Here is a 25290-nt window from a genome sequence, read left to right on the forward strand (position 1 = left end):
GGGGTGGCGGGTGGGGACGTCGGCGCCCGAAGCGTATTGCGTGGGGCGGGTCGGGCTTTCCCGTGTGGGCGGGGCCGTCGTCAGGCGGCGTCGCCGCGCCAGGTGGGCCAGCCGAGGAGCTGGGGGCGCTCGCTGACCCAGTCGTGGCGGTCCTCGCCGATCTCGGTGGTGATGAGCGCCTCGAGCTTGGCCCGGTAGGTCTCGACGAGGTCCCGGTGCGCCGGGTCGGCGGCGAGGTTCACCGTCTCGCCCGGGTCGGTCTGGCGGTCGTACAGCACCACGTCGTTCTCGGCGAAGAGGGCATCGACGTCGGCGGGCCGATTCGGGTCGAGGGGTGAGAAGTACCGGCCGAACGTGTAGCGCTCGTCGGTGAAGCCCCGCAGGAAGCCCCGCTTGCGCCAGTCCGGGCGCAGCTCTCCGGCCAGCACCTTGTCGGCCACGTCGGGGTCGCCGAAGTGGTGCCAGAAGCCGGCGTCGAGGTAGGTGACCGCCTCCACCGCGGTGAGGACGCCGTCGCGGACGGGCGCGCCACCGTCGATGCTCGCGACCAGCGAGTGGCCGTGCAGCGCCGGGTAGCGCTCCGCCACCGTGGCCGCGTCGACGCCGGCGAACTCGAGCAGGGTCGGCGCCAGGTCGACGGCCGAGGCGAGCGCGTCGGTGGTCGTGCCGCCGGCGAGGTCGGGGTGGTCGACGATCAGCGGCACGTGGAAGTTCTCGTCGTAGACGAGGTTGCCCTTCTGGCGCAGGCCGTGGGACCCGACCAGGTCGCCGTGGTCGGCGGTGAAGAGCACGACCGTGTGGTCGGCCTGTCCGGTCGCGACCAGCGCATCGAGGACGAGGTCGATGCTGCGGTCCACGTCGCGGATGCAGTTCAGGTAGAAGCTCAGCGCCTGGTGCCAGTTGTCCTCGCCGGCGACCTCGCCGAACACGAGATCCATCATGTCGGCGTACTCGCGCACCGCCGGCGCCGCCCCCGAGAGATCGTCGCCGAGGTTGGCGGGTAGGTCGACGTCCCACTGGCGCTGGTAGATCGGCACCTCGGCCGGGGGCTTGGCCACCACCGCGTGGGCGAGGTTGGGCGGGAGCTGGACCGGCGAGCTGCCGCCGAAATCGAAGCTCATGATGTCGTGGGGGTTCACGAAGTTGACCGCCAGGAACCAGGGCTGGTCCTCGGCCACCACAGGGGCCCGCTCGCGCAACCACTTCACCGCCTGACCGGCGATGACGGGGTCGACCCGCAGGCCCGCCCAGGCGCCGCCGTCGATGTCGCCCCAGTCGTTCCACTCCGAGAAGCCGTAGGGCTCGAGGGCGTCGACCGTGGACGGATCGCCCGGCTCTTTGTAGAGCTTCGAGAGGTGCCACTTGCCCTGGTAGCTCGTGAAGTAGCCGGCGTCGCGCAGCATCGTGCCGATGGTGCCGAGCGCCGGGTCGAGCGGGTCGACGTAGGGCATGTTGTCGTTGTCGTGGATCTGGGTCAGGGGCATGTGCTGGCCCGTGTAGATCACCGAGCGCGACGAGCTGCACATGGCCGCGGCGGCGTAGTAGTTCGTGAAGCTGGTCCCGCCCGCGGCAAGGCGCTCGTGGGCCGGGAGGGCGAACCCCTCGGGCTGCGGGATGTGGAAGCGCTCCTCGTCGGTGACGACGAGCAGGATGTTGGGACGGCGCGACACCGTCACCTCCTCAAAGGCGGGTCGGGGTGGGCGCCATTGTGTCCGATGGGTCACACCCGTGGCGGGCACGTCCGCCGGGCCGGGTCTCAGCCCTCAGGTAGGCCCCAGAAGGCTCCCCGCAGGCCGACCTCCTGGAAGTAGGCGCTGGCTTCGGCGGGCTCGCGCCGGCGGTGCCCGGGTTCGAGGCGGCCGTCGTACCAGTGGGCCGCGAAGCGCCACAGGGTCCCGAGGTCCATTCGGTAGCCCTCGGCGTTGCCGGTGCGGTCGAGCCAGGCATCGATGCAGGCGTCGTCGCAGAACAGGAGCTGGTGGCTGCACGTGTGCACGACGTCGTCCCACATGTGGGCGGTCGGCACCAGGAAGTGCGCCCGCTCCGGTCCTTCCGGCGGCGCCGAGGCGTCGAAGCGCCAGGCGAGGGCGCGGTCGCAGGCCGGGCAGGTCGACGCCACGACGACCGTCCCGCAGTCGGGCACCAGGTGAGGGATGGCGAACGAGTCCCACGCACAGCCGCCCCACCAGAGGGTGTCGGCGCTCATCACGCTGTAGCCGAACGAGCGGGTGGCGAAGGGGTGGGCGAGGACGATGTGGCCCTGCTCGTCGAGGGCCAGGTGCCGGTCGGCGGCGAGCTGCTCGATGGCCCGGCCGAGGCGGACGTTGCTCCCGGCCAGCTCCGCGAGGGCGCCGCCACGCGGCAGCCGCCCGGTGCGCGCCAGCGCCCGGTAAACCGCGACTCGGACGACCTCGACCGTGTCGGCGTCAGGGGGACCGGTTTCGGCGACCACGACCTACCTCCTCGGGCGGCGGGGCGACCGGACCGTCGCCGCCGCCCGCAGTCTGCTCCCCCGCACCGCCGCGTGCCCGAGGGCGCGCTCAGCCGGCGTCGGCGGCGGGGTCCCGTTCAGCTCGGTGGGCCGCGGCGTCGGGGTCGCGGGGCGGCTGGATGAGGGGCAGGGGGCCGGACGTGGCCGCGTCGAGGATCTCGGCGGCGCCGTGGGGCACGTGCTCCGGCACCGCGAGCTCGTCGAACTGGTCGAGCGAGCGGACGAAGACCGCCCCGATCGCGATGGCCAGGATCAGGACGGCCACGGCGGTGAACGTCGTCTGCACCCCGAAGCGGGTGGTGGCCACGCCGACGATCAGGTAGCCGAGCGGGCCGGCGGCGTACTCGGTCGAGGTGATGATGCCGACGATCCGCCCGCGCATGTGCTCGGGGCTGCGGGCCTGCATGGCCAGGTTCACCAACGGGCCGATCGGGCCGTAGGCGAGGCCGATCAGGAACGAGGCCCCGATCATCACCGGGAACGGTGGCAGCACGGCAAGCACCAGGATGAAGGTGGCCGTGAGCACCAGCGCCCCGCGGAACACGGTGGCCCGACGGAGGCGGTCACCCCGCCAGCTGTAGAGGACCGCGCCGAGGATGCCCCCGAGGCTCATCGCCATCACGATGGCCCCGAGACGGCCGGGCTCGTCGAGCGCCTCGAAGTGCACGGGCAACAGCACGCCTTCGATGGGCATGTACACCGACACCAGCAGGGCGGAGATGACGGTGATGGCGAGGAGCAGCCCGTCCCGGCGCACGAAGCCGAGGCCCCTCCGTGTCCCGGCCCAGACCCCCTCGGGGGCGTCGTCGGTGACGACCGGGGCGTCGGCGTGGGGCACGCGCAGCACCGACACGCACGCCGCCGAGAGCAGGAACCCGACCGTGGTCACCCACATCGCGTCGATGGCGCCCACCCACGCGATCAGAACGCCGCCGACGCCCGGCCCCACGATGAAGGCCACGCCCCAGATGGCCTCGTGGAGGCCGTTGACCCGCTCGAGGGGCCAACCCGCCCGACCCGCAGCCGCCGGGAGCATCGTCTCGCGGGCGGTGACGCCGGCCGGATCGAAGATCGCCCCGATGACCGCGAGCGCCACGAGCCAGCCCAGGTCGAGTCCGATGGTGAGGTCGACGATCGGGATGGCCGCGAGCGACGCGGCCGAGAGCAGATCGGCCCCGACGGCTGTGCGCTTGCGCCCCAGCCGGTCGACGATCGTCCCCGACAACAGACTCGACACCAGCAGCGGGAGCGCGGTGGCCGCGGCGAGCAGGCCGGCGGCACTGGCCTCGCCGGTGCGCTCGAGCGCGATCCACGGCAACAGGACGAGGGCGGCGCCGTTGCCTGCGCCGGACAGCAAGGTGGCCGCCTCCAACAGCACCAGCGGACGCCGGGTCGTCTTCACCCGCGCGTCGGCCATCACCCCAGTCAACCGCGCCCGGCACTGCGGGACGCGGTCGATTCGCCCCTCGGGTGCTCAGCCCTCGACGGTGGGGCGGAGGCGGCTGGCCGAGCGGTTGGCCTCCCAGTGGCTGCGGCGGGCGAAGTGTGGCGGTCGACTGGTGAGCTCGTCGGTCTCCAGCCACAGTCGCTTCAGGTGGCGGACCCGGCCGGTCGGCCGGTCGTCCACGTACGCGGTGCGTCCGTGGAGGACGTGGAAGTTGTTGATGAACTGGATGTCGCCGGGGCGCAGCTCCATGAGCACGTGGTTGTCCGGATCCTCGGCCATCGTCTCGACCGCCAGCAGGGCCTCTCGCTGGAGGTCGCTCAGGCGAGGCGCCTCGGGATGGCGCTGGGACGCCCAGATGTAGGGCGGGATGCACCGCACGAACAGGCGCCCGTCCCACTCGGTGAAGACGGGCAGCTCGTAGAACGAGGGTCCGCCCGCCGGCTGCTCACCCCGGAAGTCGTAGGGGTACGGCTCGTAGAGGGCGGCGGCGAGGTCGGGGCGCTCCCGGACCAGCCGGTTGTGGATGCGCACCGAGCTCGAAACCGCCGAGAGCCCGCCACCCATGCCGTTCTCCAGGCAGAGGAGGCCGACGAGGTCGGCCCCGTCGCAGTGGAAGGGCAGGGCGATGCCGCCGAGCTCGTTGCCCCGGGCCGTGGGGTCGTCGGGCCGCTTGGCCTGGTCGGTCACGTCGCCGAGCACGTGCCCGTGCCGGTTCTGGGCGAGGGGCACCCCCAGGTGCAGACCGAGGCCCCAGTAGAGGAGCTCCATCTCGTCCTGGGTGTAGGCCGAGCGATCGATCCCGCGGAGGCGGACGAAGCCCCGGCCGTCGATCAGCTCGAGCTCGACCGCGGCGAGGCGGTACACGAACCCACCGAGGGGGAAGTCGTCGGCGGACAGCTCGAGGGGATCGGTCGACCGCCGCATCGCGTGGCGCAGGGCGGCGTCCAGCTCGCCGAGCTCGTCGGGTGTGAGGTGCACGGTCCAGGTGTCCTCGTCGGCCACGTCGGCCGCCGTCCACTCGCACTGCGGCTCGAGGACCCTCACGACGCGCCGCCGCCATCCACGACGGTGCTCGCCCCGACGACGCGACCATGCTCCATGGATCCCCCTGTCCTCGCAGGCTAGATCGCCGACGCGCACGGACGGTCGACCGCTCGTCGGCCGCCCCGGGGACTCGGCCTGTGGCTCTGGCTCGGGTTCGGGGGCGGGGTGGACGACCGGCGGGGCCGGCGATCAGCCGGGCGCGAGCTCGTGGCGGTCGAGGAAGGCGAGGACGGCGTCGGTGAAGGCGTCGTTGCGGTCGCCCGCGACCATGTGGCCGGCGCCCGAGACGTCCACGAACTCGACCGCGGGGAAGCGAGCGAGGAAGTCCTCGGCCTTCTCTTCGCTGACGAGGTCGCTCATCCGGCCCCGCACCAACAGCACCGGGATGTCGGCGGCCATGCGCTCGACCGCGGCGTGCAGGCGGTCGACGTCCATGATCTCCGAGGGCGCCTTGTCGGACGCCGGGTCCATGAAGCGGGGGTCCCAGTGCCAGTACCAGCGGCCGTCGCGCTCGCGCAGGTTCTTGGCGAGTCCGCTCGGGTCGGCGGGCCGCTCGCGATGGGTGTTGTAGCCGGCCACCAGGTCGGCGGCCTCCTCGAGCGAGGCGAAGCCCTCGTTGGCCCGCTCAGCCATGAAGGCCCGGATGCGCTCGGCGCCGGCCGGCTCCATGTCCGGGACGATGTCGACGAGCACGACGGCCCGGGCGGCACCCGGAACCAGCTCACCGGTGAGGAGCATCGCCGTGAGCCCGCCGAGGGACGCCCCCACGAGCACCGGGCGCTGGTCGACCGACGCAAGGACGGCCTCCAGGTCCATGGCGAAGGTGGCCAGGCGGTAGTCACCGTCGGGTGACCAGTTCGAGTCGCCGTGACCGCGGGCGTCGAGGGTGAGGGTGGTCACCCCCCGATCGGCGACGCGGGCGGCGGTCCCACCCCACGAGTGGCGGGTCTGGCCACCGCCGTGGAGGAACACGACCCCGGGGTCGCCGTCGCCCCCGAAGCGCTCACCGGCGAGGCGCAGCCCCTGATGCCCCTCGAGATCGACCGTGGTCACGGCGCCATCATGGCTCCCCGCACCGTGCGCCCGTCCACGACCCGTCACGATTCCCGCGCCGTGTCGAGGGGGCGGTAGGTGGAGGCGAAGAGGTTGAGCCCGAGGGTGTCCGAGAGGTGGGCCGTGGCGAGACGACCGCGGACGGAGTTTCCGGCGGGATCGAGCAGCGGCGAGAACGCGGCGAGTCCACCCTTGCCCGGGGAGATCGTCACCATCCCGCCACTGACCCCGCTCTTGCCGGGCAGGCCGATGTCGTAGAGCCAGTCGCCGGTCCGCTCGTAGAGCCCGGCGGTCGCGAGCACGGCGAGCACCCGCCGGCAGATCGCCGGGTCGATCACCGCCTCCCCCGTCATCGGGTTCACGCCGCCGTCGGCCAGCGTGGCGGCCATGACCGCGAGGTCCGTGGCGGTCACCAGGATCGAGCACTGCCTCGTGTAGCGGTCCGTCGCCTCGTCAGGGTCGCAGTAGATGCGGTCGTAGCCCGCCAGGAGGTGCGCCGTCCCGCGGTTGCGCTGGTTCGTGGCCTGCTCGGACGCGAACACCTCCTCGTCCACCGCCAGCTCCCGGCCGGCGAAGGCCGAGAGCCCCCGGCGGACGAACTCCCAGCATTCGTCAGGGCCCTCGCCGGGCACCAGGCTCGCGGTCGCGAGTGCTCCGGCGTTCACCATCGGGTTCGTGATGCCGTCCGCACCCAGCTCGACCGCGACGACCGAGTCGAAGGGGAGGCCTGTGGCGTTCACGCCCAACCGCTGCCTGGCCGCGTCGTGGCCGATCGCGTCGCAGACCAACGCGAACACGAACGGCTTCGAGACGCTTTGGATCGAGAACTCCCTTTGGGCGTCACCGACGGCCGAGACCCCACCAGCGACGCCTGCGATCGCCAGCCCGAACCACTCCGGCGAGGCGGACGCGAGGGCCGGGATGTAGGTGGCGATGGTTCCCTCGTCGACCCCGCGGAACCGCTCGTACGCCTCGCGCATCCGTCGGTCGACGAGCTCGCGCGGAGGCAGCTCGCCGGTCGACACCACGATCGGCAGGGCTCCGTCATCGGCATCGGCATCGGCGCTCATGGTTCGTCCTCTGGAGTGGTCCCGGTCGGGGAACAGCCTCCTACAGTTTCCGCACCCGCCCCTGGAGGACCACCGTGACCTACTGCCTGTCGATGCGCATGGACGACGGTCTCGTCTTCCTGTCCGATTCGCGCACGAACGCCGGCGTGGACAACGTCAGCATCTACCGCAAGCTCTTCGTCTTCCACCCTGCGCCGGACCGAACCATCGTGATCCAGTCGGCGGGCAACCTGGCCACCACCCAGGAGGTCATGGATCGAATCGAGCGGGATCTCGCCACGCCGGACGCCACCGCGTCCCTGTCGACCGGTGGCAGCCTCGCCGACGCCGCGCTCTACGTCGGCCGCCTCAGCGTGGAGGTGGCCGACTCCCATCGGGCGGCGCTCGCCGAGTCCGGCGCTGACGGCACGTCGACGTTCCTCGTCGGCGGACAGATCGAGGACCAACCGCCGGACATCCTGCTCGTGTACCCCGAGGGGAACTACATCCGGGCGTCGGACGACCGGCCGTTCCTGCAGATCGGCGAGACGAAGTACGGCAAGTTCCTGCTCGAGCTCGCCACCCGTGCCCACCTCCCGATCCTCGGCGCCGCGAAGGTCGCGCTCAGCTCGATGGTCAGCACTGCGGACGCCAACCTGTCCGTGGGTCCGCCCTACGACCTCGGCATCTACCGGCCCGCCACCCACCAGATCGAACACGTGCGCATCGCTGCGGACTCGCCCTACCTGGCCCGCCTCCAGGGGGTTTGGAACCGGCACCTGACCGCCGCCCTCGATGAGTTGCCCATGGTCGAGCCCGGCGACCTCCAGTTCCTCTGACGCGTCAGAACCTGCTGCCCTGCTCGACCGCCGCGCCCAGGCCGTCTCTCGCCCCCAGCGTGGCGGCACCCGGACGACCGTTCAGGCGGGGGTGAGGACCAGGGGGAGGCCCGCGAAGCGGCGGAGGAAGATGCTCGGGCGGCGGGTCGCGGGATCGTCGGGGACGGGCGCGATCGACGCGGTGCGGGCCAGGAGCTGCTCGATGGCGAGGCGGGCTTCGAGGCGGGCGATGGGCGCACCGATGCAGAAGTGCATCCCCTTGCCGAAGGCGTAGTGCGGTGGCTGTGGCCCTTCAGGCGACGTCGGCGCGCCAGGCGCCGGCCGGTTGGCCGCCGCCCACATCAACAGGACCCGGCTGCCGGCCGCGATGGCCACACCTCCGAGCTCGGTGTCCGCCGGCGCGTGGCGGTAGTGGAACTGGAACGGGCCGTCGTCGCGCAGCGTGTCCTCGAGGAACTCGGCGATCATCTGCGGGTCGGCGCGGAGCTGAGCCTGGAGACCCTCGTCGCGGGCGAGGCGCTCGCACGCCGTCGCGATGAGGGTGGCGGTCGTCTCGGAGCCCGCCGACACGAGGATGAGCAGGATGTTCTTGACCTCGTCCCCGGTGATCTCGCCGGCGGCGATGTCGGCGCCGAAGACCCCGAGCAGCCCCGGACGTTCGTCGGGCGGGAGGGCGAGGGCCCGGTCGAGCTCCTCGTGCACGATGATGCCGAGCTCGAAGGCCGCCACCGACGCGGCGTCGGTGCCGTCGCTCGTGGTCACCCCGTCGAGCAATTCACCCGTGCGCACGACGAGGTCGGACAGCCGTGGCCAGAGGTGGTCCGGCAGGCCGATGAGCCGGCACACCACCCGGGTCGCCACGGCGTCGCCGAAGCCGGCCACGGCGTCGACCGGCCCGGTCCCCAGCATCGGAGTGAGCTGCTCGTCGACGATGCGCTCGATGTCGGGGGTCAGCGCCGCCACCGCGGCCGGGCTCAGGTGCTGCTGGAGGAGCCGCCGGTGCCGGGTGTGGATCGGCGGGTCGGCGGTGGCCAGCACGTGCATCGGGTCACCGAACGGGAGCAGCCCGTAGGGCTCGGTACCGCCGGTCCCGTCGCTGCGCAAGAGCGTGACCAGGTTCGAGGAGAGGTCGTCGGGCCGGCCCACCGCCTCGCGGATGAGTCCCGGGTCGGACACGAGGAAGGTGTCCTGGCCGGGCACCTGCCACACCGGCGCCTCCCGCCGCAGCTGGTCGTACAGCGGGCGGGGGTCGGCCAGCACCGCCGGCGAGAGCAGCAGCCCCGGGTCCGTGAGGTCGAACGCCATGCCGCTCGACTCAGAACTGGGAGGGGTCGACGGTGACGAGGACCTTGCCGCAGTCCTTCGATCCCTCGAGCGTGCCGAGGGCGGCGTCGACGTCGTCCAACGCGAAGCGGTGGGTGAGCAGCGGCGCGAGGTCGCGGCGGGCGAGCAGGTCGATCGAGTCGGCGAACCGCGGCGGGTACTCCATCGACCCCCGCAAGGTCAGCTCCTTCATCAGCACCAGCAGGAAGCTCGTCGGCACCGGGGCGTAGTGGAGCGCGACGACCGAGAGGCGGGCGCCGACGGCGGCGTGGTCGATCACGTCCGTGATGACCCGGTCCACGCCCGATGCCTCGATGAAGGCGGCGGTGGCGGGCGTCGGGCCGAACAGGAACGGGGAGGTGCCGTGCAGCTCGGCGAGCTCGCCCCACACATCGGTCGCCATCGGGTCGAGGGCGGCCTGGGCACCGAGGCCGAGGGCCAGCTCGCGCCGGGTGGCGCTGGGCTCGACCGCCACCACCTTCTCGTGGCCGCGGTCGACGAGGGTGGCGATGGCGGCGAGCCCGATGGGGCCGCAGCCGAACACCGCGACTCCGTCGCCCGGGCGCACGTCGGCCTGGTCGGCGGCGTGCATCCCCACGGCCAACGGCTCGGCGAAGGCGGCCACGTCGAGCGCGAGGTCGTCGGGCACGGGGTGCAGGAAGCGGTCGGCCTGCGGCACGAGCAGCAACGGGGTGAGCCCGCCCATCGGCGCGCCGCCGCCGATGCGGCCGGCGTCCTCGCTGCCGGGCTGCACGACGACCCGGTCGCCCACACGAGCGCCCGTGACCTCGGGGCCGACCCACTCGACGGTCCCCGCCATCTCGTGGCCGAGGCACAGCGGCTCGGGGCCGGGGCCGGCCATGCCGCCGAGGCGGATGTAGCTGAGGTCGCTGCCGCAGATCCCGCAGGCCGCCACCTTCACGAGCGCGTCCCGGGGCCCGGGTTCGGGCTCGGGCACGTCGTCGAGACGGACGTCGCCGGGACCGTGGACTCGCACCTGTCGCATGTGTTCGCTCCTCGTCCTTGGGCTCTCAGCTCGCCAGGTACCCGCCGTCGACGGCGAGGGTCGTGCCGGTGGTGTACGCCGACGCCGCGCTGGACAGGAAGAGGACGGCGGCGGCGATCTCCTCGGGAGTGCCGGTGCGCCCCATCGGGATGCGGGCCAGCTCGGCGTCCATGATCTCGGGGAACGCCGCCATCGGGGCGGTCATCGGGGTGTCGATGAGTCCGGGGGCCACGGCGTTGACCCGCACCCCCCGCGTCGCCCAGCGGCGGGCGAGGTTGGCGGTCAGGGTGACGATGGCGGCCTTGGCCGAGCCGTAGCCCGGGACGATGTCGGTCGAGCGGAACGCGGTCATCGACGCGAGGTTCACGACGCTGGCGCCACCGGGGTGCTCGCTCGCGAACAGCAGCTTGCGTAGCCCGGTGGTGAGACGTTGGGGGCCGACGAGGTTGAGCTCGATCGCGGCGGCGAATCCCTCGGCGGTCCACTCGTCCAGCCCGCCCGGCAGGTTGGCGCCGGCGTTGTTGACGAGCACGTCGATCGGGCCGCTCCCGGTGAGATCCTCGACGAGTGCGTCCACGGACGCGGGGTCGGCGACGTCGAGCTGGTGGTACCCGAAGCCGGACAGGTCGGTGTCGTACTCCCCCGGCCCCGAGCGGGTGCCCGTGACGGTCACGTCGGCGCCCACCGCGGCGAACGCGGTCGCCACCGCGTGGCCGATGCCGCTCGTCCCGCCGGTGACGAGCACCCGGGCGCCGGTGAAGTCGAAGGTGACGGTGGCGGCCATCAGCGGGCCAGCTTCTCGATCGAGCGGCGCAGCCAGGCGCTCTCCCAGAAGTTCGCCGTGTCGGCGAGCAGCGCCTCGTGGGCGGCGAGGGCCACGGCCTTGGCGCCGGCGTGGCCGCGTTCGACGGCCAGCACCACGTCGGTGAGCTGGATCGCCTCCACCGGGCGGCCGGCGTCGAGGTGGGCCTGCGCCGCCGCGATCAGCGGGTCGGCGCCTGCCGCGGTCACGAGGTCCGGGGCGACCGCCAGCGGAGCCACGCCGTAGAGCTCGGTGGTCGAGCGGTGGTGGAACCAGCCGGCGTAGTTCTCCCAGATGGCCCGCACGTTCCAGGGCGTCTTGCCGTACCCCTCGCCCACGTCGAGGTGGTCGGGCACCCGGACGGTGCGCATCAGCTCCCACACATCGGCGCCGGCGTTCATGCCGTCGACGGTGCGGTCGTGAACCCAGCGCATCGCCTCCTGCATCGCCTCGATCTCCTCGACGATGCGGTCGCCGCCCTCGATGAGGTCGAAGTGGCCGGTGAGGAGACGCTCGGGGCGCAGCTCCTTCACGATGTCGAGCGAGTCGATGTAGGTGAGGGCGTCGCGGTAGCGGTCGCCGCGGATGGTGACGAGGTTGGGCACGTGGCCGAACAGCGGCCCGGTGAGGTTGCCCGACAGCAGGGTGGCGGTCTGGGGCAGCCAGATCACCAGCGAGTCGAAGGTCTCCCCGCCGGGGGTGGCGATGAGCACCAGCTCGCGGTCGCCGACGGTCAGCTCGAGGCGCTCGTCGACGAGGACGGTCGGCTCGGGGAGCTCCGACGAGGCCGCCTCCACCCCGAGGGCCCGGGTGTGCTCCATCGCGGCGAGGATGGCGTCGATCCAGGCGAAGGCCGAGTTGCGGGAGCGGAAGGCCTCGAGGCGTTGGTTGTCGTTGCGCCACACGCCGTGGTTGGCCTGGGCGATGAGGTCGGTGCCCTCATCGACGAGGACGGGCAGGCCGCCGACGTGGTCGTAGTGGCCCTGGGTGAGGATCACCGATCGGATGGGCGAGCCGTCGACGGCGTCGTACTTGGCCCGGTGCAGCGGGCCCTCGAAGCCCATGCCGCTGTTGACCACGACCCGACCGTCCGCGGTGGTGATCAAGTAGCTGTTGCTGAGCCCAGGTGACAGCCACACGCCGTCGCCCACGTCGACCGCCGGCGCGTCGGTGGCCGGGGTGATGGCGTCGGCGCCGGGCCGTTCGCGGTGGATGCCGGGCATCAGCGCACCTCCGGGGTGATCTGGGGGAAGGCCTCGAAGTAGAAGGCGTAGCGGTCGTAGAGGTCGGCGGGCTCGAGGTGGAAGTCGGCCCGGAGGTCGTAGACGACACGGCCGTCCTTGCCCCGCGGGTTGCCGCCGACGTAGGCCGCCAGCCGCGCCCGGGCCTCGTCGGTCACCCCCACGCCGGCCACGTCGAGGATGCGAGTCGCCATGGCGAGGTCGTCGGCCATGAACTCGCGGAACTCGACGTCCACCCGCTGCGCGTCGGGGATGAGGTGGGCGTCGCGCACGCCGGCCCGCAACAACGACTCGATGCGGTCCACCCAGTAGGCGGCCAGCTCGTCGGGCTCGACGGACACGCGCCGGCTGCGGTCGCCGTAGGCGAGCATGGTGATGGCCGACTGGAGCACCGCGACCGGGTCGCGCAGGGTGAAGGCGACGGTGGCGTCGGGGAAGGTGCGCAGCAGCGGGCCGAGGCGCTCGAGGTGCTGCGGGCACTTCAGGACCCAGCGGTTCGGGCCGCGCAGGTAGCTGAGCACCTGGAGCTCTCGGCGCAGGAAGGCGTAGTGGGCGTCGTGGTCGAGCGTGTCCTGGTGGTCCCGCCACGCAGGCACCCGCGCGTGCCACTCGAGCACGTAGGTGCACAGGTCGAGATCCATGAGCTCGCACTCCTCCTCGATGGACCACGGCGGGCGGTCGTGCATCAGAGCGGTGAGCGGGGCGACCTGGTTGGCGGCCTCGTGGTCGGCGAGGCAGCGCAGGTAGCGGGGGTCGACGCCGTCGCGCCCCGGGCCGTCGCCGAGGACAGGGATGGGCTCGGCCACCTCCCACCAGGGCATCGACCGGAGGCGGGTGTCCGAGGCGAGGACGTTGACCAGGTGGGTCGTGCCCGAGCGGGGCAGCCCCACCACGATGACCGGCGGTTCGAGATCGACCTCGAGGGCCTCGGGGTGGCGCCGCACGAAGTCCTCGAAGCGGAGACGGGCGGCGAGCAAGCCGACGAGGCGCCGACGCACGATCAGCCGGCCGATGCCGGACAGCCCCTCGTCGGCCTCGACCGCCGCCACCTGGGCGGCGAGGCGGTCGAGCAGCGTGGGGTCGCCGAAGTCGTCGAGGTGGGTCTGGCGCTCGGCCGAGGCCACCAGGCCCGCAGGATCGAGGTCGATCTCCATCGACCGCGCCAGGTCGTAGAGCGCCTGGGCGTCGGCGTCGCGCTGGGGCTCGCGCAGGTCCGCGATCCGGATCTCCTCCACGCCCTCCCCCTCTTGCCGTCTCTGCATCGGCGCCCTGTCCGTGCGGACCGCGGGCGGCGGCGACCCTAGCCCGACCCGGGGCGCTGTCCGGCGGGACCCGTCCCCGTGTGGCTCAGCTGTCGGCCAGGCGGGCGGCCTGGGCCTCGGTGACCGCGATCCACTCCTCGACGATGTCGAACACGACGTCGCGGGTGGAGCGGACCGAGTTCATGTTCCCCACGATCTGGCCCACCGGCGAGCCCGACAGCTCCTTGTTCTGCGCCCGGGTGAAGCGGTGGGCGGACTCGGCGTAGATGATCCCCTGGAGCGGCATGGGCAGCGGCCCCGGGCCCTCGGACGACTCCCACGCCTCGGTCCAGGCGGTGCGGAGCTGGCGGGCGGGCTTCCCGGTCATGGCCCGGGAGCGCACCGTGTCGTTCCACGACGCCGCCAGCAGGTTCTCGACCACCCACGGGCGGGTGTCCGACTCGGCCACCGTCAGCCAGATCGACCCGGTCCACGCGCCCTGGGCGCCGAGCGCCATGGCCGCCGCCATCTGGCGACCCCGACCGATGCCGCCTGCGGCCAGCACGGGCACGTCCTCGGGCACGGCGTCGACCACCTCGGGCACGAGCACCATGGTCGAGATCTCGCCGCAGTGGCCGCCGGCCTCGGTGCCCTGGGCGATGAGCACGTCCACGCCGCGCTCGACGTTGCGCTCGGCGTGGCGGGGCGAGCCGCACAGCGCACCGACGAGCACGCCGGCGGAGTGGGCGGCGTCGACCGCGTAATCCGGCGGCGGGCCGAGGGCGTTGACCAGCATCGACACGGGGTGCTGGAGCGCCTGGTGGACCTGCGCCGGGCCCATCTGGTCGACCCCGAGGCCGGGGGCGATGGTCGGACCTTCGAGGCCCTCGGGCATGGGCGGCACGTCGTGCTCGGCGAGGATGTGCTCGGCGTACTCGCGGTGCTCCTCTGGGATGAGCGCCTCGAGGTCGGGCAGCTCGAAGTCCTCGCCCTTGCCAACGAACTTCTCGGGCATGGCGAAGTCGACCCCGTAGGGCTTGCCGCCGACGTGCTCGTCGATCCAGGTCAGCTCCTGCTCGAGCTGCTCGGGGCTGAAGGCCAGCGCGCCGAGCACGCCGTAGCCGCCGGCCTTCGAGACCGCGGCGACGACGTCGCGGCAGTGCGAGAAGGCGAAGAGCGGGAACTCGATCCCGAGCCGGTCACAGATCTCCGTGCGCATGGACGCAGACCCTACGGCGCGGAGCAGGTGACCCGTTCCGCCGCCGTCGGCGCTCCCTGAAGGGCCGCGGAGTCAGGCGTCGCGGCGCAGGCCGCGGTAGAGCAGGCGCTCGGTGAAGAAGCGGAACAGCAGGGGCTCGACGGCCCAGCGGGGCACGGTGAAGGCCTTGCCGTTGGGCTGGAAGACCGTGAGGCCGTCGTCCTGGATGCCGGTGATCGAGCCCCAGCGGTAGCGGGGCGGGGTGAAGGTCTTCGCCGTGCCGGTGCCCTTCAGCGCGACGGCGACGTTGTGGGTGACGACCCGGTAGCCCCAGTTGCGGGCCGAGCTGCGGTTGGGGTCGCTGGCGGCGACGTCGCCCACCGCAAACACCTCGGGGTGACCCACCACCTGGAGGTGCTCGTCCACCCGCACGAAACCGTGCTCGTCGAGGATCTCGGCGGGCAGGAAGCCGGTGTTGGGGCGCACCTTGCCGACCGCCCACAGCACGACGTCGGCGGCGAAGGGGTCCTGCCCCGTCGACCACTCGACGGGGTCGTGGGTCAGCTCCTCGCCAGCGAACCCGTCGGGGAGCACGGCTCGGTGCCCAGGGTGCAGGTGCACGCCCACCTTCTCGAGGTGGCGGGCCAGACGCCGGCGGGCGTCGGGGTGGTAGTCCGGCAGGGGCTCGTCCTGGGCGAAGAAGAGGTGGACGTCCTTGTCGGGGTGGCGGCGGGCGAGGTTGTAGGCGGCGCTGACGCCGGTGGCGCCGCCGCCCACCACCGCGACCGTGGTGGCGGCGCCGACTTTCTCGGCCACTGCCGCGAGACCCGCCTCGACGCCGGCGAGATCCTCGACGCGGTCGCTGCGCCAGAAGCCGTTGGTGACCCCGGTGGCGACCACGAGCACGTCATAGGGCGCGGTCGTGGTGGCGCCGTCGGCGAGCTCGACCGCCACCTCCTGCGCCGGCAGGTCGACGGCGGTGATGCGCCCGTGCAGGACCCGCACCCGGTCGAGGCGGCGGAAGCGGCGCAGCGGCAGCAGGTAGTTCCTCCGCCAGCCGGCGGGGTCGGCCACCCGGTTGCCGAGCTCCTGACCGCTCACCAGCGCCGGCCGGGTACCGACGGCGGTGACGTCGAGGCCCTTGGGAAGATTGGCGGCGACCAGCACGCCCGTGTCGCCGAGACCGGCGACCACCACCCGCTTGCCCGTCGCTTTGCCCCCGTTGCCCACGGCGCCAACCTACGGCCCGACGCCACGGGAACGGGCACCCGGGCCGTGCTCCGTGTTCCTGCAGTCGGGGGAGTCAGGGTGGCGGTGGACCCTCACCGCGGGAGGTCGTGCACCCAGTCGCGCAGACGGGCAGCGAAGCCGTCGGGATCGACGAGGTGCAGGAAGTGCCCCGCTCCGGCCACCACCTCCACCGTGGTCGTGGCCATCTGATCGAGGATGGCGGCGTCCTCCGGTGTCGGGGTGGCGGCCCAGAGCACGAGGGTGGGGACGGCGATGCCGGCGAGCGCCGCGGTCATCTGTGGCTGCCCGGCGACCGCGACCTCCGGGTTCAGCACCACCTGCCAGTAGGAGCGCACCGTCTCCGCTCGCGGGTGCAGGCCCGACAGGATCGCGGTGCGCTGTGCGGCATCGACCGGGCCGAGGTCGAGGGTCTGCTCCCACTCGGCGAACGCGTCGTCGAAGTCGTCCCCCAGCAGGCGCTCACGGAAGGGCGCCACGCGTTCGCAGAGGTGGGGTGTGTACAGGTGCACCGGGTCGACCGCGACCACGGATCGGGGCGTGAACAGCGCAGCGCTGAGCAGGGCGACCACGCTGCCCAGCGAGTGCCCGACGACGACCGGAGCCTCGACCCCGAGTGCGCTCCACACCTCGTGCACCGCCACCGTGGCCGACAGGGCGTCGCTGCCGTCGTCACCCGACCCGCCATGGCCCGGAAGGTCGACCGTGATGCACCGGAAGTCGCCGGCGAGACGTTCGATGACGGGCGCCCAGCGGGTGCGGTCGCTGCCCAGCCCGTGGACGAGCACCAGGGTGGGGCCGGTTCCCACGTCGTCGTACGCGAGCACGGGGGGACGGTACCCGGCCGGTCCGATGGGCGCGGTGCCACCATGGGGGGATGGAGACGCCGGCAGCGCTGTTCGACCTGACGGGCAAGGTGGCCGTCGTCACCGGGGGGAGCCGGGGCATCGGCCGGGCGGTGGCCGAAGGGTTCGCCACCGCCGGCGCCGACGTGGTCATCGCCAGCCGCAAGTACGACAACTGCGTGATCGCGGCCGACGAGATCGCCGCGGCCACTGGTCGGCGCACGCTGCCGGTCGCCTGCCACGTCGGCCGGTGGGAGGACGCCGACGCGCTGGTCGACGCGGCCTACGCCGAGTTCGGGCGCTGCGACGTGCTGGTCAACAACGCCGGCATGTCACCGCTCTACGACGGACTGCCGTCGGTCACCGAGCAGCTCTACGACAAGGTCCACGCCGTGAACGCCCGGGGACCGTTCCGGTTGAGCGCACTGGTCGGCGAGCGCATGGCCGCCGGCGACGGAGGCTCGATCATCAACGTGTCCACCGCCGGCTCGTTGCGGCCGATGGCCTCCGACCTCCCCTACGCCATGGCCAAGGCCGCCCTGAACGCCCTCACCCTCGGCCTCGCCGGCGCGTGGGCACCCAAGGTGCGGGCCAACCTCGTGCTGCCGGGTGCCTTCGACACCGACATCACCGACGCCTGGTCACCCGAGATGAAGGCCCAAGCCGGCGCCATGAACCCCATGAAGCGCATCGGCGTGCCCCAAGACATGGTGGGCGTCTGCACCTTCCTCGCCAGCGACGCCGCGGCCTACGTCAACGGCGCGCAGCTGCTCGTCGACGGCGGCGCCTTCCGCTCGCTCTGACCTGATCTGATCTCATCCGAGCAGCCCGCCGGCGCCCTCGTCAGTAGCGCTGCTCGACGAAGGTCTGCTCGCTGATGGGCGGGCGCACGTAATCGTCGGGCCCCCGGGGCGGCAGCACCGCCGGCGCCGACGTGACGTCCTTGTACGGGATCTGGCTCAACAGGTGCGAGATGCAGTTCAGCCGGGCCCTGCGCTTGTCGTCCGACGGCACCACCCACCAGGGCGACCACTTCGTGTCGGTGAACCGGAACATCTCGTCCTTGGCCCGCGAGTAGTCCGCCCACCGGGCCCGGGACTCGAGGTCCATGGGGCTCAGCTTCCACCGCTTGTCGGGCCGGTCGATGCGGGCCTGGAAGCGCCGCTCCTGCTCCTCGTCGCTCACCGAGAACCAGTACTTCACCAGGACGATCCCGGAGTGGATCAGCATCCGCTCGAACTCGGGGACCGACCGCAGGAACTCCGTGTGCTCTTCGTCGGTGCAGAACCCCATCACCCGCTCGACGCCCGCCCGGTTGTACCAGGACCGGTCGAACAGCACGATCTCACCCGCCGACGGCAGCTCCGCGACGTAGCGCTGGAAGTACCACTGCGTGCGTTCCTTCTCCGTCGGCGTCCCGAGGGCCACCACCCGCACGATGCGCGGGTTCGTGCGCTCGACGATGCGCTTGATGGTGCCTCCCTTGCCGGCGGCGTCCCGCCCCTCGAACAGGACGCAGACCTTGAGGCCCTCGTCGCGCACCCAGCCCTGGAGCTTCACCAGCTCCCGCTGAAGGTGCTGGAGCTCCTTCTCGTACTCGGCGGTCGGCATCTTGGCCGATCCGGTCGCGCCGTCACCGTGCTTCTTGGTCATGGTCCCACTCCGTCGCGATGCACCACCCGGCGAGCGCCGGCGTGGTGAACCGACGGTAACCGAGTGGCGACGACCCGCTGACCGGCCGGCGCACCGTCAGACGCGGGCGGCCTCGATGGTGGCGACCGCCGCCTTGCGGACGGCCACGAGCTGAGCGTCGGTGGCGCCGGCCGCCTGGAGGAGGATGCCCCCGTCGAGCTGGGCCAGCGCCGCAGCCACCGTCCCCGGCGCCCGGCGGGCGGGCACGCCCATGGACACCAGCGCCGGAACGGCCAGCTCCAGCCAGCGGTCGATCACCCGGGTGGCGGCGGACCGGTACGGCTCGCCCCGCCGGCGGGTGAGCACGAACAGTTCGAGGAAGAGGTCGACGATCCCCTGGGCCGCTGGGTCGGTGAGCAGGCCCCAGAGCCCCTCGACGAAGGCCTTGGGTGACCGACTGAGCTCGGGAAGGACGAGCTCGAGGGCTCCCGCGAGGCCGTCGGCGGCCCGGTCCACCACGGCGGCCACGAGGTCGTCCTTCGTGCCGAAGTAGTAGAGGAGCATGCGGTCGCTCGTGCCGACCGACCGGGCCAGGGGGCGGAGGGAGAGATCGGCGAGCCCGTGCTCGATCGTCCACGCCACCGCTCCGTCGAGGAGCTCGTCTCGGCGCGCGGACGACTCGTCGGGGGGCGGGTTCACATCGCCATGGTACGCACGAGGCTTCATGTTGTAGCAGTCGCTACAACATGCCTATGCTGGTTGTAGCGACCGCTACAACCAGGAGAACCACATGCGCACCGTCGAGCCCCAGATCGTCGACACCAACCTCGGGCCCGTCGAGGTACGGGTCGAGGGCGAGGGACCGGCCGTGGTCTTCTCCCACGCCGCCATCACCAACCACGACCTCTGGGACGGCCTCTCGGGCACCCTCCTGTCCGACCACCGCGTGATCCGGGCCACCCTGCCCATGGGCGCGCACCACCTCCCCGCAGCGCACCGGGACCGGATCGAGTTGGTCAACCTCGCCGACGCCCTCGTCGAGGTGCTCGACGCCCTCGACATCCGCCAGGCCGCCTTCGTCGGCTGCGACTCGGGCGGCGCGGTCGCCCAGACCATCGTCGCCCGCCACCCCGAGCGGGTGACGGGGCTATTCCTCTTCTCCTGCGACGCCTTCGACAACTTCCCGCCGAAGGCCTTCCGGCCGGTGTGCGCGGCCATGCGCCGCTCGTGGGGCGCCTCGATCTTCGAGCTCTACCGGTTCGACGTCTTCCGCAAGTGGGGGGCCTGGCGCTTCCTGGCCAAGCGGGGCTGGACCGACGAACTGAACCGCTCGTGCTTCGAACCGCTGCGTGACCGCGAGATCCGTGACGACGCCGCCGCCCTGTTCGCGTCGGCCCGGCCCACGGAGCTGCCCGCCCTCACCGACGACCTCGCCGCGTACGAGGGCCCCGTGCACATCGCCTGGTCCCGCAGGGACATCCTCTTCCCCAAGAAGTACGGCGAGCGCCTCGCCGCCACCTTCCCCACCGCGGAGCTCACCTGGTTCGAGGACGCGATGACCTTCGCCTTCCTCGACGAGCCCGACGAGGCCGCCGCCCGCCTGCGGCGCTTCCTCACCGAACGGGTGGCGGCCGTCGCTTGAGGCTCAGCCCTGGCCGGCCTCGGTGAGCGCGTCCGAGCACTCGACGTAGCGCTGCTGCTCGTCGGCGCTGAGGCCCGAGGTGGCGAGCGCGACCGCGGTGTCCGGCAGCTCGCCGCCGAGCTCGGAGAAGGCCGCACGGTCTCCGTCGGTTGCGGTCCCCCCGACGATCGCGTCTGCCGCGGCAACGTACTCGTCGACCGCATCGCAGAAAGCCTCGAGCTCGGCGTTCTCCGAGGCCCCCGCAGTGGATCCTGCGTCCGTGGTCGCCGAGGTGGCGGACGGGTCGCTCTCGTCGTCCGTGCTGTCGGCCGAGGCCGTCGTGACCGTCGTGCTCGCAGCGGTGCCAGGGGAATCGTCGCCGCCCGAGAGCAGGAGCGCGGCCACCGCCCCGACGACGAGCGTCGCAACGACCCCCACCGCCACCAGGACCGCCGTCCGCCGGCGTGGGACCGCTGGCCGGTCGCCCCCGGTCGGTCCCGACGCTGGCGGGGCGGGAGGAGCAGTCGGACCGGGCGGAGCGGGTGGCGGCGGGGGCGGCGACGCGACGGACGCGGTGAGTGCGGTCGTCACGGTGGCGTCCGCTCCGGCACCGCCGCCGGTGGCCTTGGGGTCGAGGCGGAGCTCGGTCACGGGCACCCCTGCCTCACGCTGCACTCGTTGCAGCAGACGGCCCAGGGCGGCGGCATCGGCCGGCCGATCGGCGGGGTCCTTCGCCATGGCATGGCCGAGCGCCGCGGCGAGCGCCGGCGGGACCTCCGACCGTTCGAGGTCCGGCGGCGGCTCGTTGATGGTGCGCATCAGGGCCGGGACCATCGACTCCTCGCCCGCACGCAGGAACGGGGCTCGACCCGCCACCAGCTCGTACAACGTCGAGGCCAAGGAGTAGACGTCGGAGCGGACCGTGGCCCGCTCGCCCTGCAGCACCTCGGGCGCGGCGTGACCGAGGGTGAAGCTGACCATGCCGGTCGCGGTGTGGCCGGCGTCCTCCGTGCCGACGATGCCGAAGTCGGTGAGCTTGGCCTCCCCGTACGGGCCCCGCATGATGTTCGCGGGCTTGAGGTCGCGGTGCAGCAGGCCGGCGTCATGGGCCACCTGGAGGGCACCGGCCACCTCGATGACGCGGGCCACCGCCTCGTCCCAGGCAAGTGCCCCGCGGGCAGAGAGATCGTCGGCCAGCGAACCTCCTTCGAGGTACTCCATGGCGAGGTAGGGCTCGCCCTCGACGGTGCGGCCCGAGTCGTGGACGACGACGATGTGGGGGTGCCAGGAGAGCGCTCCCATGGCCCTGCGCTCCCGGTCGAAGCGCTGGAGGGCCACCTCGTCGAGATCGACCCGCGACAGGACCTTCACGGCGACGACCCGGCCCAACTCCACGTCTTGCGCCCGGTAGACCACCCCGAAACCGCCACGGGCGATCTCGTCGAACTCGCCGTACCCGGGGATCGAGACCGCCACGTCCCGACGTTACCGATCTCCGCCGATCGGCGACGGCTGGGCGAGGGTGTCGGGTCGGCGGCGCCGTGCGGCCTGCGTGTGGTCTACCCGACCCACTCGATCCGTTCTGCCAGCACGAGCCTGTCGTGCAGAACTCGCTGGTGCTGGCAGAACCGAGGGTCGAAAGGCGCCGGCCGGCGGCGCCACCGATCAGTCGAGGCCGAGGCGGCGCTGCAGCACGTCGCGCTGCTCGGCCATCTGGCGCTTCGAGATCCAGGCGTTCATGGCCACCACCGAGCCGTGGTACGTCCCGGGGAAGTGGTGCAGCTCGACCGAGACGCCGGCCTCGAGCAGGCGCAGGGCGTAGACGATGGCCTCGTCGCGGAGCGGGTCGAACTCCTGCGCGGAGATGTACGTCGGCGGGAGGCCGGCGAGGTCGGTGGCGCGGGCGGGCGCGGCGTAGGGCGACACGTCCTCGCGGATGCCGTCGTCGGGCGGGCCGTCGTCGCCCAGGTAGTAGCGCCAGCTCAGCTCGGCGCTCGGGCGGTTCCAGAGCGGCGTGTCCACGAACTCGCGCATGCTCGTGGTCTCGAGGCGGTCGTCCAGCTCGGGGAAGCCGAGGAACTGGAAGCACAGCGCCGGCCCGCCCCGGTCGCGCGCCATCAGCGCCACCGCCGCGGAGAGGCCACCCCCGGCGGACGAGCCCATCACGGCGACTCGGGTCGGGTCGACGCCCAGGTCGCCGGCCTGCTCGTGGAGCCAGCACAGGGCGTGGTAGCAGTCCTCGGGCGGCGCCGGGAAGGGGTGCTCGGGAGCCAGGCGGTACTCCACCGAGACGACCACCACGCCGAGCTGGGTGGCGAGCTGCGCCGCCGACAGGTGCTCGGCGTCGATGTTGCCCATGACGAAGCCGCCCCCGTGGAGATAGAGGAGGGCGGCGTGCCCTCGCTCGGGGGCCTCCCCCTTCGGGCGGTAGACCCGCACGGGGACGTCGGGCTGCTCGCCGGCACCGGGGGCGACCCGGTCGTCGACATCGAGCGCCGAGGTGTCGGCGGCGCCGCCGAACTGTGCGATGAGGCCGTCGAGCACCTTGCGGGCGGCGGGCAGGTCGTTCAGGTCGCTCACCGGCAGCAGCGGCACCCACTCGGCCACCTCGGGATCCAGGTTCCAGCTCACGTCACGTCCCCCTGACGATCGGTCGATGCGGCGGCGAGCGCCGCGCCCGCCGCAGTGTGCCAGGCGGCGGCGCTACAAGGTGACGGTGCGGACCCGCGCCGCGGGAACCGCGGCGGCGAGCTCGTCGATGTCGTCGGGGTCGGCGGTGACCACCAGACCGCCGCCCGCGGGGACACACACCGCGACGACGTGAGCGTCGACCACCATCTCGGTCGACCAACCCGCGGCGTCGAGAATGGTGCCGACCTGGCGGGCGAGCGCGAAGTCGGTGTCGATCAGGCGGACCGCCGGGCGCTCGCGACGGTCGGCGTCGTGACGCGCCAGCGCCGCCTCCAGCGCCCGGGTACGAGCCCGACCGCGGGCCACCTCGGAGCACACCACCGTGGGCGCAATGACTTCCCGATGCCGGCGGTGCGCCTCGGTGAGCAACGCCCGGAGCTGCGCCGGCGGCTGCTTCGCACTCAGTCCGTCAAGGCCCGCCGCGTCGAGGACGAGCGGGACGTCGCCGGCCAGCGACCACGTGCTCACGCGGCGCCCGACTGCACGGGCGGGTCGGTGACCGTCGGCTCAGACTCACCCGCGACGCCGTCGACCCGATCGAACTGCGCCGCCGCCCAGGCCAGCGTGTCGTCGTCCACCGGACCGTGGGCGTCATCCCACTCCGCCAACAGGCGGCCGAGCGCGGCGTGACGGGCCCGTCGATCGACCTCCCGCTCCAAGGCGCGGTTCTACCCGTAGGCCGCCGTTCGCCGGCCTACGGCATCACGCGTCGGGGTTGAGGACGACCATCGGGATGTCGTGGTCGAGGGACTCGCGGTAGTCGGCGAAGCGCTTGTTGAGCGACTCCGTGACGGCCCAGAGCTCGAGGCTCTCCGCGGCGTCGGCCAGGTGGGCGGTCGACGTGAAGCGCCGGGCACCGACCTGCACCTCCACCCGGGGGTCGGCCTCGAGGTTGCGGTACCACATCGGCAGCCACATGCCTGCGGCGGACGCCGACACGACGTAGGCGCCGTCGCGCTCCCAGTAGACGAGGGGGACGGTCCGTCGTTTCCCCGAGCGTCGCCCGGTCACCGTGAGCAGGAGGACCGGCACGCCGGCGGTCTTGCCCATGATCCGTCCGTTCGAGACGCGGTAGAGCGTCCGTTGCAGGGCGCCGAAGCCACGGTTCATCGTGGCCATGGCCTTGCCCTTGGTCGACCGCCGATCGACTGCCATCTCGCCCCCCTTCGAGGGCTGGTCGAGCGACCACGCCCCGGACACAGGCTAACGAGCCGACCGTCGTCGGGTCAGCGGGTGAGCGCCACCGGGGTCTCGCGGGGTGGTTCGAAGGTGAAGGCCGCGCCGGTGGAGATGCGGGTGACGCCGACCTCGGGCTGCTCGGGGACGGGAACCTCGCCGACCGTCATGTCCCAGCTGCGCACGGCGCCGCCGGCGGCGGGCTCGACCGGCTCGACCACGATCCGGGGGTCGACGGCGTGGACGATGGCCTCGAGGGCCCGGGTCCGGCCGTCGCGCAGCAGGGTCACCCAGGTCACGGTCCCCTCGTCCTCGTGCAGCGCCGGCGAGTCGAAGAGGTCGAGGCGCACGCTCGACCCGTCGTCGGCGAGCGACACTCGGGCGTCGACGTAGGCAGCGGGGCGCAGCGCCGGGTGCACACCGAACAAGGTGGCGAGGTCGCCGAGGGAGCCGCCCAGGCCGAGGGCGGCGACCAGGCGTTCGGCGGCGAGGCCGGCGATCCCGGTGAACTGGTGGTCGAGGATCTCGGCGACCTTCTCGACATCACGGTCGGACACCGCGAACGCGAAGGCGGTCGAGAGCAGGTGGTACTGGAGGCAGACCTCGTCAACGAGGGCCAGGAGCGCGCCCTTGCTGAAGGCCTCGGTGGGCAGGTGGTCGACGAACTCGCCGGTGTAGTCGTCCCAGCCCTCTCCGTCGTCGCCGGGGAACGACTCGACGGTGGCAAGGGGGACGCCGGCGGCCTTCGTGCCCCGCATGCGCACGGTGGTCGCCGCCTCGGCAAGGGCCTCGGCGTCGTCCTCGATGGTGACGGTCCACGCGCAGTGCGGGTGGCGGTCGGCCGGCGAGCGCGGCGGCCGGTGGATGGGCCGCATCCGAGCGCGCGGGTTGGTGGCGCAGGCGGTGGCGTCGAAGGTCGGGTCCTCGATGGTGTGGCACATACCCACCACGAAGTCCTCGCCCATGGGCTCGACGTCCATCAGCGCGCCGCAGTGGTCGAGGCGGAACTCCCCGTGGGCGGCGTCCTGGATCGTGTAGCGGAAGTCCATGAACTCGTGGGGGGCGCCGACGTCGAACTGCAGCCCCTTGAAGATGGTGGGGATGTCGTCGCCCTCGAACCCGAGCAGGCGTTGGATGCGCTGGGTGTAGACGGGGCTGGCGCCGGCCCACTCGTCGATGGCGATGTCGACCATGCCCTCGCGGCCGAACGGGCCGATGAGGTAGCCCATCCCGGCGCGGTCGATGAGGTGCCCGCACAGCAGGTACTCGCGCAGCAGCACCGCCAACTCGGCGCGGGTCTGGTCCCGCAGTGTGGGCACGGACGTCATGGCGGCTCCCCCTCG

The 25290-nt window shown here is 72.5% G+C and carries 25 protein-coding genes; 3 read left to right on the forward strand and 22 right to left on the reverse strand.

Features of this window, described 5'->3' with window-relative positions; genetic code table 11:
* Positions 1–80: 80 nt before the first annotated feature.
* From JNK12_15485 to glsA, 6 genes are all read right to left on the reverse strand, one after another.
* Complete coding sequence (locus JNK12_15485; protein ID MBL8777344.1) at positions 81–1670, reverse strand: sulfatase-like hydrolase/transferase; 1590 nt, start codon at positions 1668–1670, stop codon at positions 81–83.
* A gap of 86 nt (positions 1671–1756) precedes the next feature.
* A complete protein-coding gene (locus tag JNK12_15490) occupies positions 1757–2452 on the reverse strand; it encodes a hypothetical protein (GenBank protein MBL8777345.1) in 696 nt (231 codons plus the stop codon).
* 88 nt (positions 2453–2540) lie between these two features.
* Positions 2541–3908 (reverse strand): MFS transporter, encoded by a 1368-nt coding sequence (locus JNK12_15495; GenBank protein ID MBL8777346.1) that lies wholly within the window; start codon positions 3906–3908, stop codon positions 2541–2543.
* Positions 3909–3965: 57 nt separating this feature from the next.
* Positions 3966–4982, reverse strand: coding sequence for a TauD/TfdA family dioxygenase (locus JNK12_15500; GenBank protein MBL8777347.1), 1017 nt, complete (start codon positions 4980–4982; stop codon positions 3966–3968).
* Positions 4983–5171: 189 nt separating this feature from the next.
* Complete coding sequence (locus tag JNK12_15505; protein MBL8777348.1) at positions 5172–6035, reverse strand: alpha/beta hydrolase; 864 nt, start codon at positions 6033–6035, stop codon at positions 5172–5174.
* Between the two features lie 44 nt (positions 6036–6079).
* Positions 6080–7105 carry a glutaminase A gene (glsA, locus tag JNK12_15510; GenBank protein MBL8777349.1) on the reverse strand — a complete coding sequence of 342 codons (1026 nt, stop codon included), beginning with the start codon at positions 7103–7105 and terminating at the stop codon, positions 6080–6082.
* Positions 7106–7179: 74 nt separating this feature from the next.
* Here glsA and JNK12_15515 point away from each other — a divergent pair, with 74 nt between their 5' ends.
* Positions 7180–7923: a hypothetical protein gene (locus JNK12_15515; protein ID MBL8777350.1), complete on the forward strand. Its 744-nt coding sequence runs from the start codon at positions 7180–7182 to the stop codon at positions 7921–7923.
* Between the two features lie 81 nt (positions 7924–8004).
* On the opposite strand, the gene JNK12_15520 is transcribed toward JNK12_15515, so the two are convergent.
* From JNK12_15520 to JNK12_15555, 8 genes are all read right to left on the reverse strand, one after another.
* A complete protein-coding gene (locus JNK12_15520; protein MBL8777351.1) occupies positions 8005–9228 on the reverse strand; it encodes a cytochrome P450 in 1224 nt (407 codons plus the stop codon).
* Between the two features lie 10 nt (positions 9229–9238).
* A complete protein-coding gene (locus tag JNK12_15525) occupies positions 9239–10252 on the reverse strand; it encodes an alcohol dehydrogenase catalytic domain-containing protein (protein MBL8777352.1) in 1014 nt (337 codons plus the stop codon).
* A gap of 25 nt (positions 10253–10277) precedes the next feature.
* Positions 10278–11036: an SDR family oxidoreductase gene (locus JNK12_15530; GenBank protein ID MBL8777353.1), complete on the reverse strand. Its 759-nt coding sequence runs from the start codon at positions 11034–11036 to the stop codon at positions 10278–10280.
* Positions 11036–12277: an MBL fold metallo-hydrolase gene (locus JNK12_15535; GenBank protein MBL8777354.1), complete on the reverse strand. Its 1242-nt coding sequence runs from the start codon at positions 12275–12277 to the stop codon at positions 11036–11038. Before JNK12_15535 ends, JNK12_15530 begins: the two co-directional genes overlap by 1 nt.
* The gene (locus tag JNK12_15540) at positions 12277–13530 is read right to left on the reverse strand and encodes a sulfotransferase (protein MBL8777355.1); all 1254 of its coding nucleotides are present in this window, start codon (positions 13528–13530) and stop codon (positions 12277–12279) included. Before JNK12_15540 ends, JNK12_15535 begins: the two co-directional genes overlap by 1 nt.
* A gap of 112 nt (positions 13531–13642) precedes the next feature.
* Positions 13643–14755, reverse strand: a complete 1113-nt coding sequence (locus JNK12_15545) for a nitronate monooxygenase (GenBank protein ID MBL8777356.1) — start codon at positions 14753–14755, stop codon at positions 13643–13645.
* A gap of 72 nt (positions 14756–14827) precedes the next feature.
* Positions 14828–15964 (reverse strand): FAD-dependent oxidoreductase, encoded by a 1137-nt coding sequence (locus JNK12_15550; protein MBL8777357.1) that lies wholly within the window; start codon positions 15962–15964, stop codon positions 14828–14830.
* 92 nt (positions 15965–16056) lie between these two features.
* The gene (locus JNK12_15555) at positions 16057–16809 is read right to left on the reverse strand and encodes an alpha/beta hydrolase (protein ID MBL8777358.1); all 753 of its coding nucleotides are present in this window, start codon (positions 16807–16809) and stop codon (positions 16057–16059) included.
* 50 nt (positions 16810–16859) lie between these two features.
* Between JNK12_15555 and JNK12_15560 the strand changes: the two genes are divergently transcribed.
* The gene (locus JNK12_15560) at positions 16860–17630 is read left to right on the forward strand and encodes a glucose 1-dehydrogenase (protein MBL8777359.1); all 771 of its coding nucleotides are present in this window, start codon (positions 16860–16862) and stop codon (positions 17628–17630) included.
* A gap of 40 nt (positions 17631–17670) precedes the next feature.
* On the opposite strand, the gene ppk2 is transcribed toward JNK12_15560, so the two are convergent.
* Positions 17671–18480, reverse strand: a complete 810-nt coding sequence (gene ppk2, locus JNK12_15565) for a polyphosphate kinase 2 (protein MBL8777360.1) — start codon at positions 18478–18480, stop codon at positions 17671–17673.
* 96 nt (positions 18481–18576) lie between these two features.
* Positions 18577–19158: a TetR/AcrR family transcriptional regulator gene (locus JNK12_15570; GenBank protein ID MBL8777361.1), complete on the reverse strand. Its 582-nt coding sequence runs from the start codon at positions 19156–19158 to the stop codon at positions 18577–18579.
* A 91-nt stretch (positions 19159–19249) separates the two neighbouring features.
* Here JNK12_15570 and JNK12_15575 point away from each other — a divergent pair, with 91 nt between their 5' ends.
* The gene (locus JNK12_15575) at positions 19250–20101 is read left to right on the forward strand and encodes an alpha/beta hydrolase (protein ID MBL8777362.1); all 852 of its coding nucleotides are present in this window, start codon (positions 19250–19252) and stop codon (positions 20099–20101) included.
* A gap of 3 nt (positions 20102–20104) precedes the next feature.
* Here the strand turns inward: JNK12_15575 and JNK12_15580 are convergent, their stop codons facing one another.
* The 6 genes from JNK12_15580 to JNK12_15605 form a co-directional block, all read right to left on the reverse strand.
* A complete protein-coding gene (locus JNK12_15580; GenBank protein ID MBL8777363.1) occupies positions 20105–21556 on the reverse strand; it encodes a serine/threonine protein kinase in 1452 nt (483 codons plus the stop codon).
* A gap of 189 nt (positions 21557–21745) precedes the next feature.
* The gene (locus JNK12_15585; protein MBL8777364.1) at positions 21746–22711 is read right to left on the reverse strand and encodes an alpha/beta hydrolase; all 966 of its coding nucleotides are present in this window, start codon (positions 22709–22711) and stop codon (positions 21746–21748) included.
* Positions 22712–22783: 72 nt separating this feature from the next.
* A complete protein-coding gene (locus JNK12_15590; GenBank protein ID MBL8777365.1) occupies positions 22784–23239 on the reverse strand; it encodes a PIN domain-containing protein in 456 nt (151 codons plus the stop codon).
* The gene (locus JNK12_15595; GenBank protein ID MBL8777366.1) at positions 23236–23430 is read right to left on the reverse strand and encodes a hypothetical protein; all 195 of its coding nucleotides are present in this window, start codon (positions 23428–23430) and stop codon (positions 23236–23238) included. Before JNK12_15595 ends, JNK12_15590 begins: the two co-directional genes overlap by 4 nt.
* Positions 23431–23473: 43 nt before the next feature.
* Positions 23474–23926 carry a nitroreductase family deazaflavin-dependent oxidoreductase gene (locus JNK12_15600; protein MBL8777367.1) on the reverse strand — a complete coding sequence of 151 codons (453 nt, stop codon included), beginning with the start codon at positions 23924–23926 and terminating at the stop codon, positions 23474–23476.
* Positions 23927–23997: 71 nt separating this feature from the next.
* Entirely contained in the window at positions 23998–25275 is a 1278-nt protein-coding gene (locus tag JNK12_15605; GenBank protein MBL8777368.1) for a hypothetical protein, read from the reverse strand.
* Between the last annotated feature and the right edge of the window lie 15 nt (positions 25276–25290).

It is taken from the genome of Acidimicrobiales bacterium (assembly GCA_016794585.1).
GTDB lineage: Bacteria > Actinomycetota > Acidimicrobiia > Acidimicrobiales > DATDAH01 > JAEUJM01.

What these genes read in the sequence shown, in the direction of transcription:
- JNK12_15605 (MBL8777368.1), bottom strand. Translation starts at nt 25,275, where the DNA reads ATGACGTCCGTGCCCACACTGCGGGACCAGACCCGCGCCGAGTTGGCG.
- JNK12_15530 (MBL8777353.1), bottom strand. Translation starts at nt 11,036, where the DNA reads ATGGCCGCCACCGTCACCTTCGACTTCACCGGCGCCCGGGTGCTCGTC.
- JNK12_15600 (MBL8777367.1), bottom strand. Translation starts at nt 23,926, where the DNA reads ATGGCAGTCGATCGGCGGTCGACCAAGGGCAAGGCCATGGCCACGATG.
- JNK12_15520 (MBL8777351.1), bottom strand. Translation starts at nt 9,228, where the DNA reads ATGGCGTTCGACCTCACGGACCCGGGGCTGCTGCTCTCGCCGGCGGTG.
- JNK12_15560 (MBL8777359.1), top strand. Translation starts at nt 16,860, where the DNA reads ATGGAGACGCCGGCAGCGCTGTTCGACCTGACGGGCAAGGTGGCCGTC.
- JNK12_15495 (MBL8777346.1), bottom strand. Translation starts at nt 3,908, where the DNA reads ATGGCCGACGCGCGGGTGAAGACGACCCGGCGTCCGCTGGTGCTGTTG.
- JNK12_15525 (MBL8777352.1), bottom strand. Translation starts at nt 10,252, where the DNA reads ATGCGACAGGTGCGAGTCCACGGTCCCGGCGACGTCCGTCTCGACGAC.
- ppk2 (MBL8777360.1), bottom strand. Translation starts at nt 18,480, where the DNA reads ATGACCAAGAAGCACGGTGACGGCGCGACCGGATCGGCCAAGATGCCG.
- JNK12_15535 (MBL8777354.1), bottom strand. Translation starts at nt 12,277, where the DNA reads ATGCCCGGCATCCACCGCGAACGGCCCGGCGCCGACGCCATCACCCCG.
- glsA (MBL8777349.1), bottom strand. Translation starts at nt 7,105, where the DNA reads ATGAGCGCCGATGCCGATGCCGATGACGGAGCCCTGCCGATCGTGGTG.
- JNK12_15545 (MBL8777356.1), bottom strand. Translation starts at nt 14,755, where the DNA reads ATGCGCACGGAGATCTGTGACCGGCTCGGGATCGAGTTCCCGCTCTTC.
- JNK12_15575 (MBL8777362.1), top strand. Translation starts at nt 19,250, where the DNA reads ATGCGCACCGTCGAGCCCCAGATCGTCGACACCAACCTCGGGCCCGTC.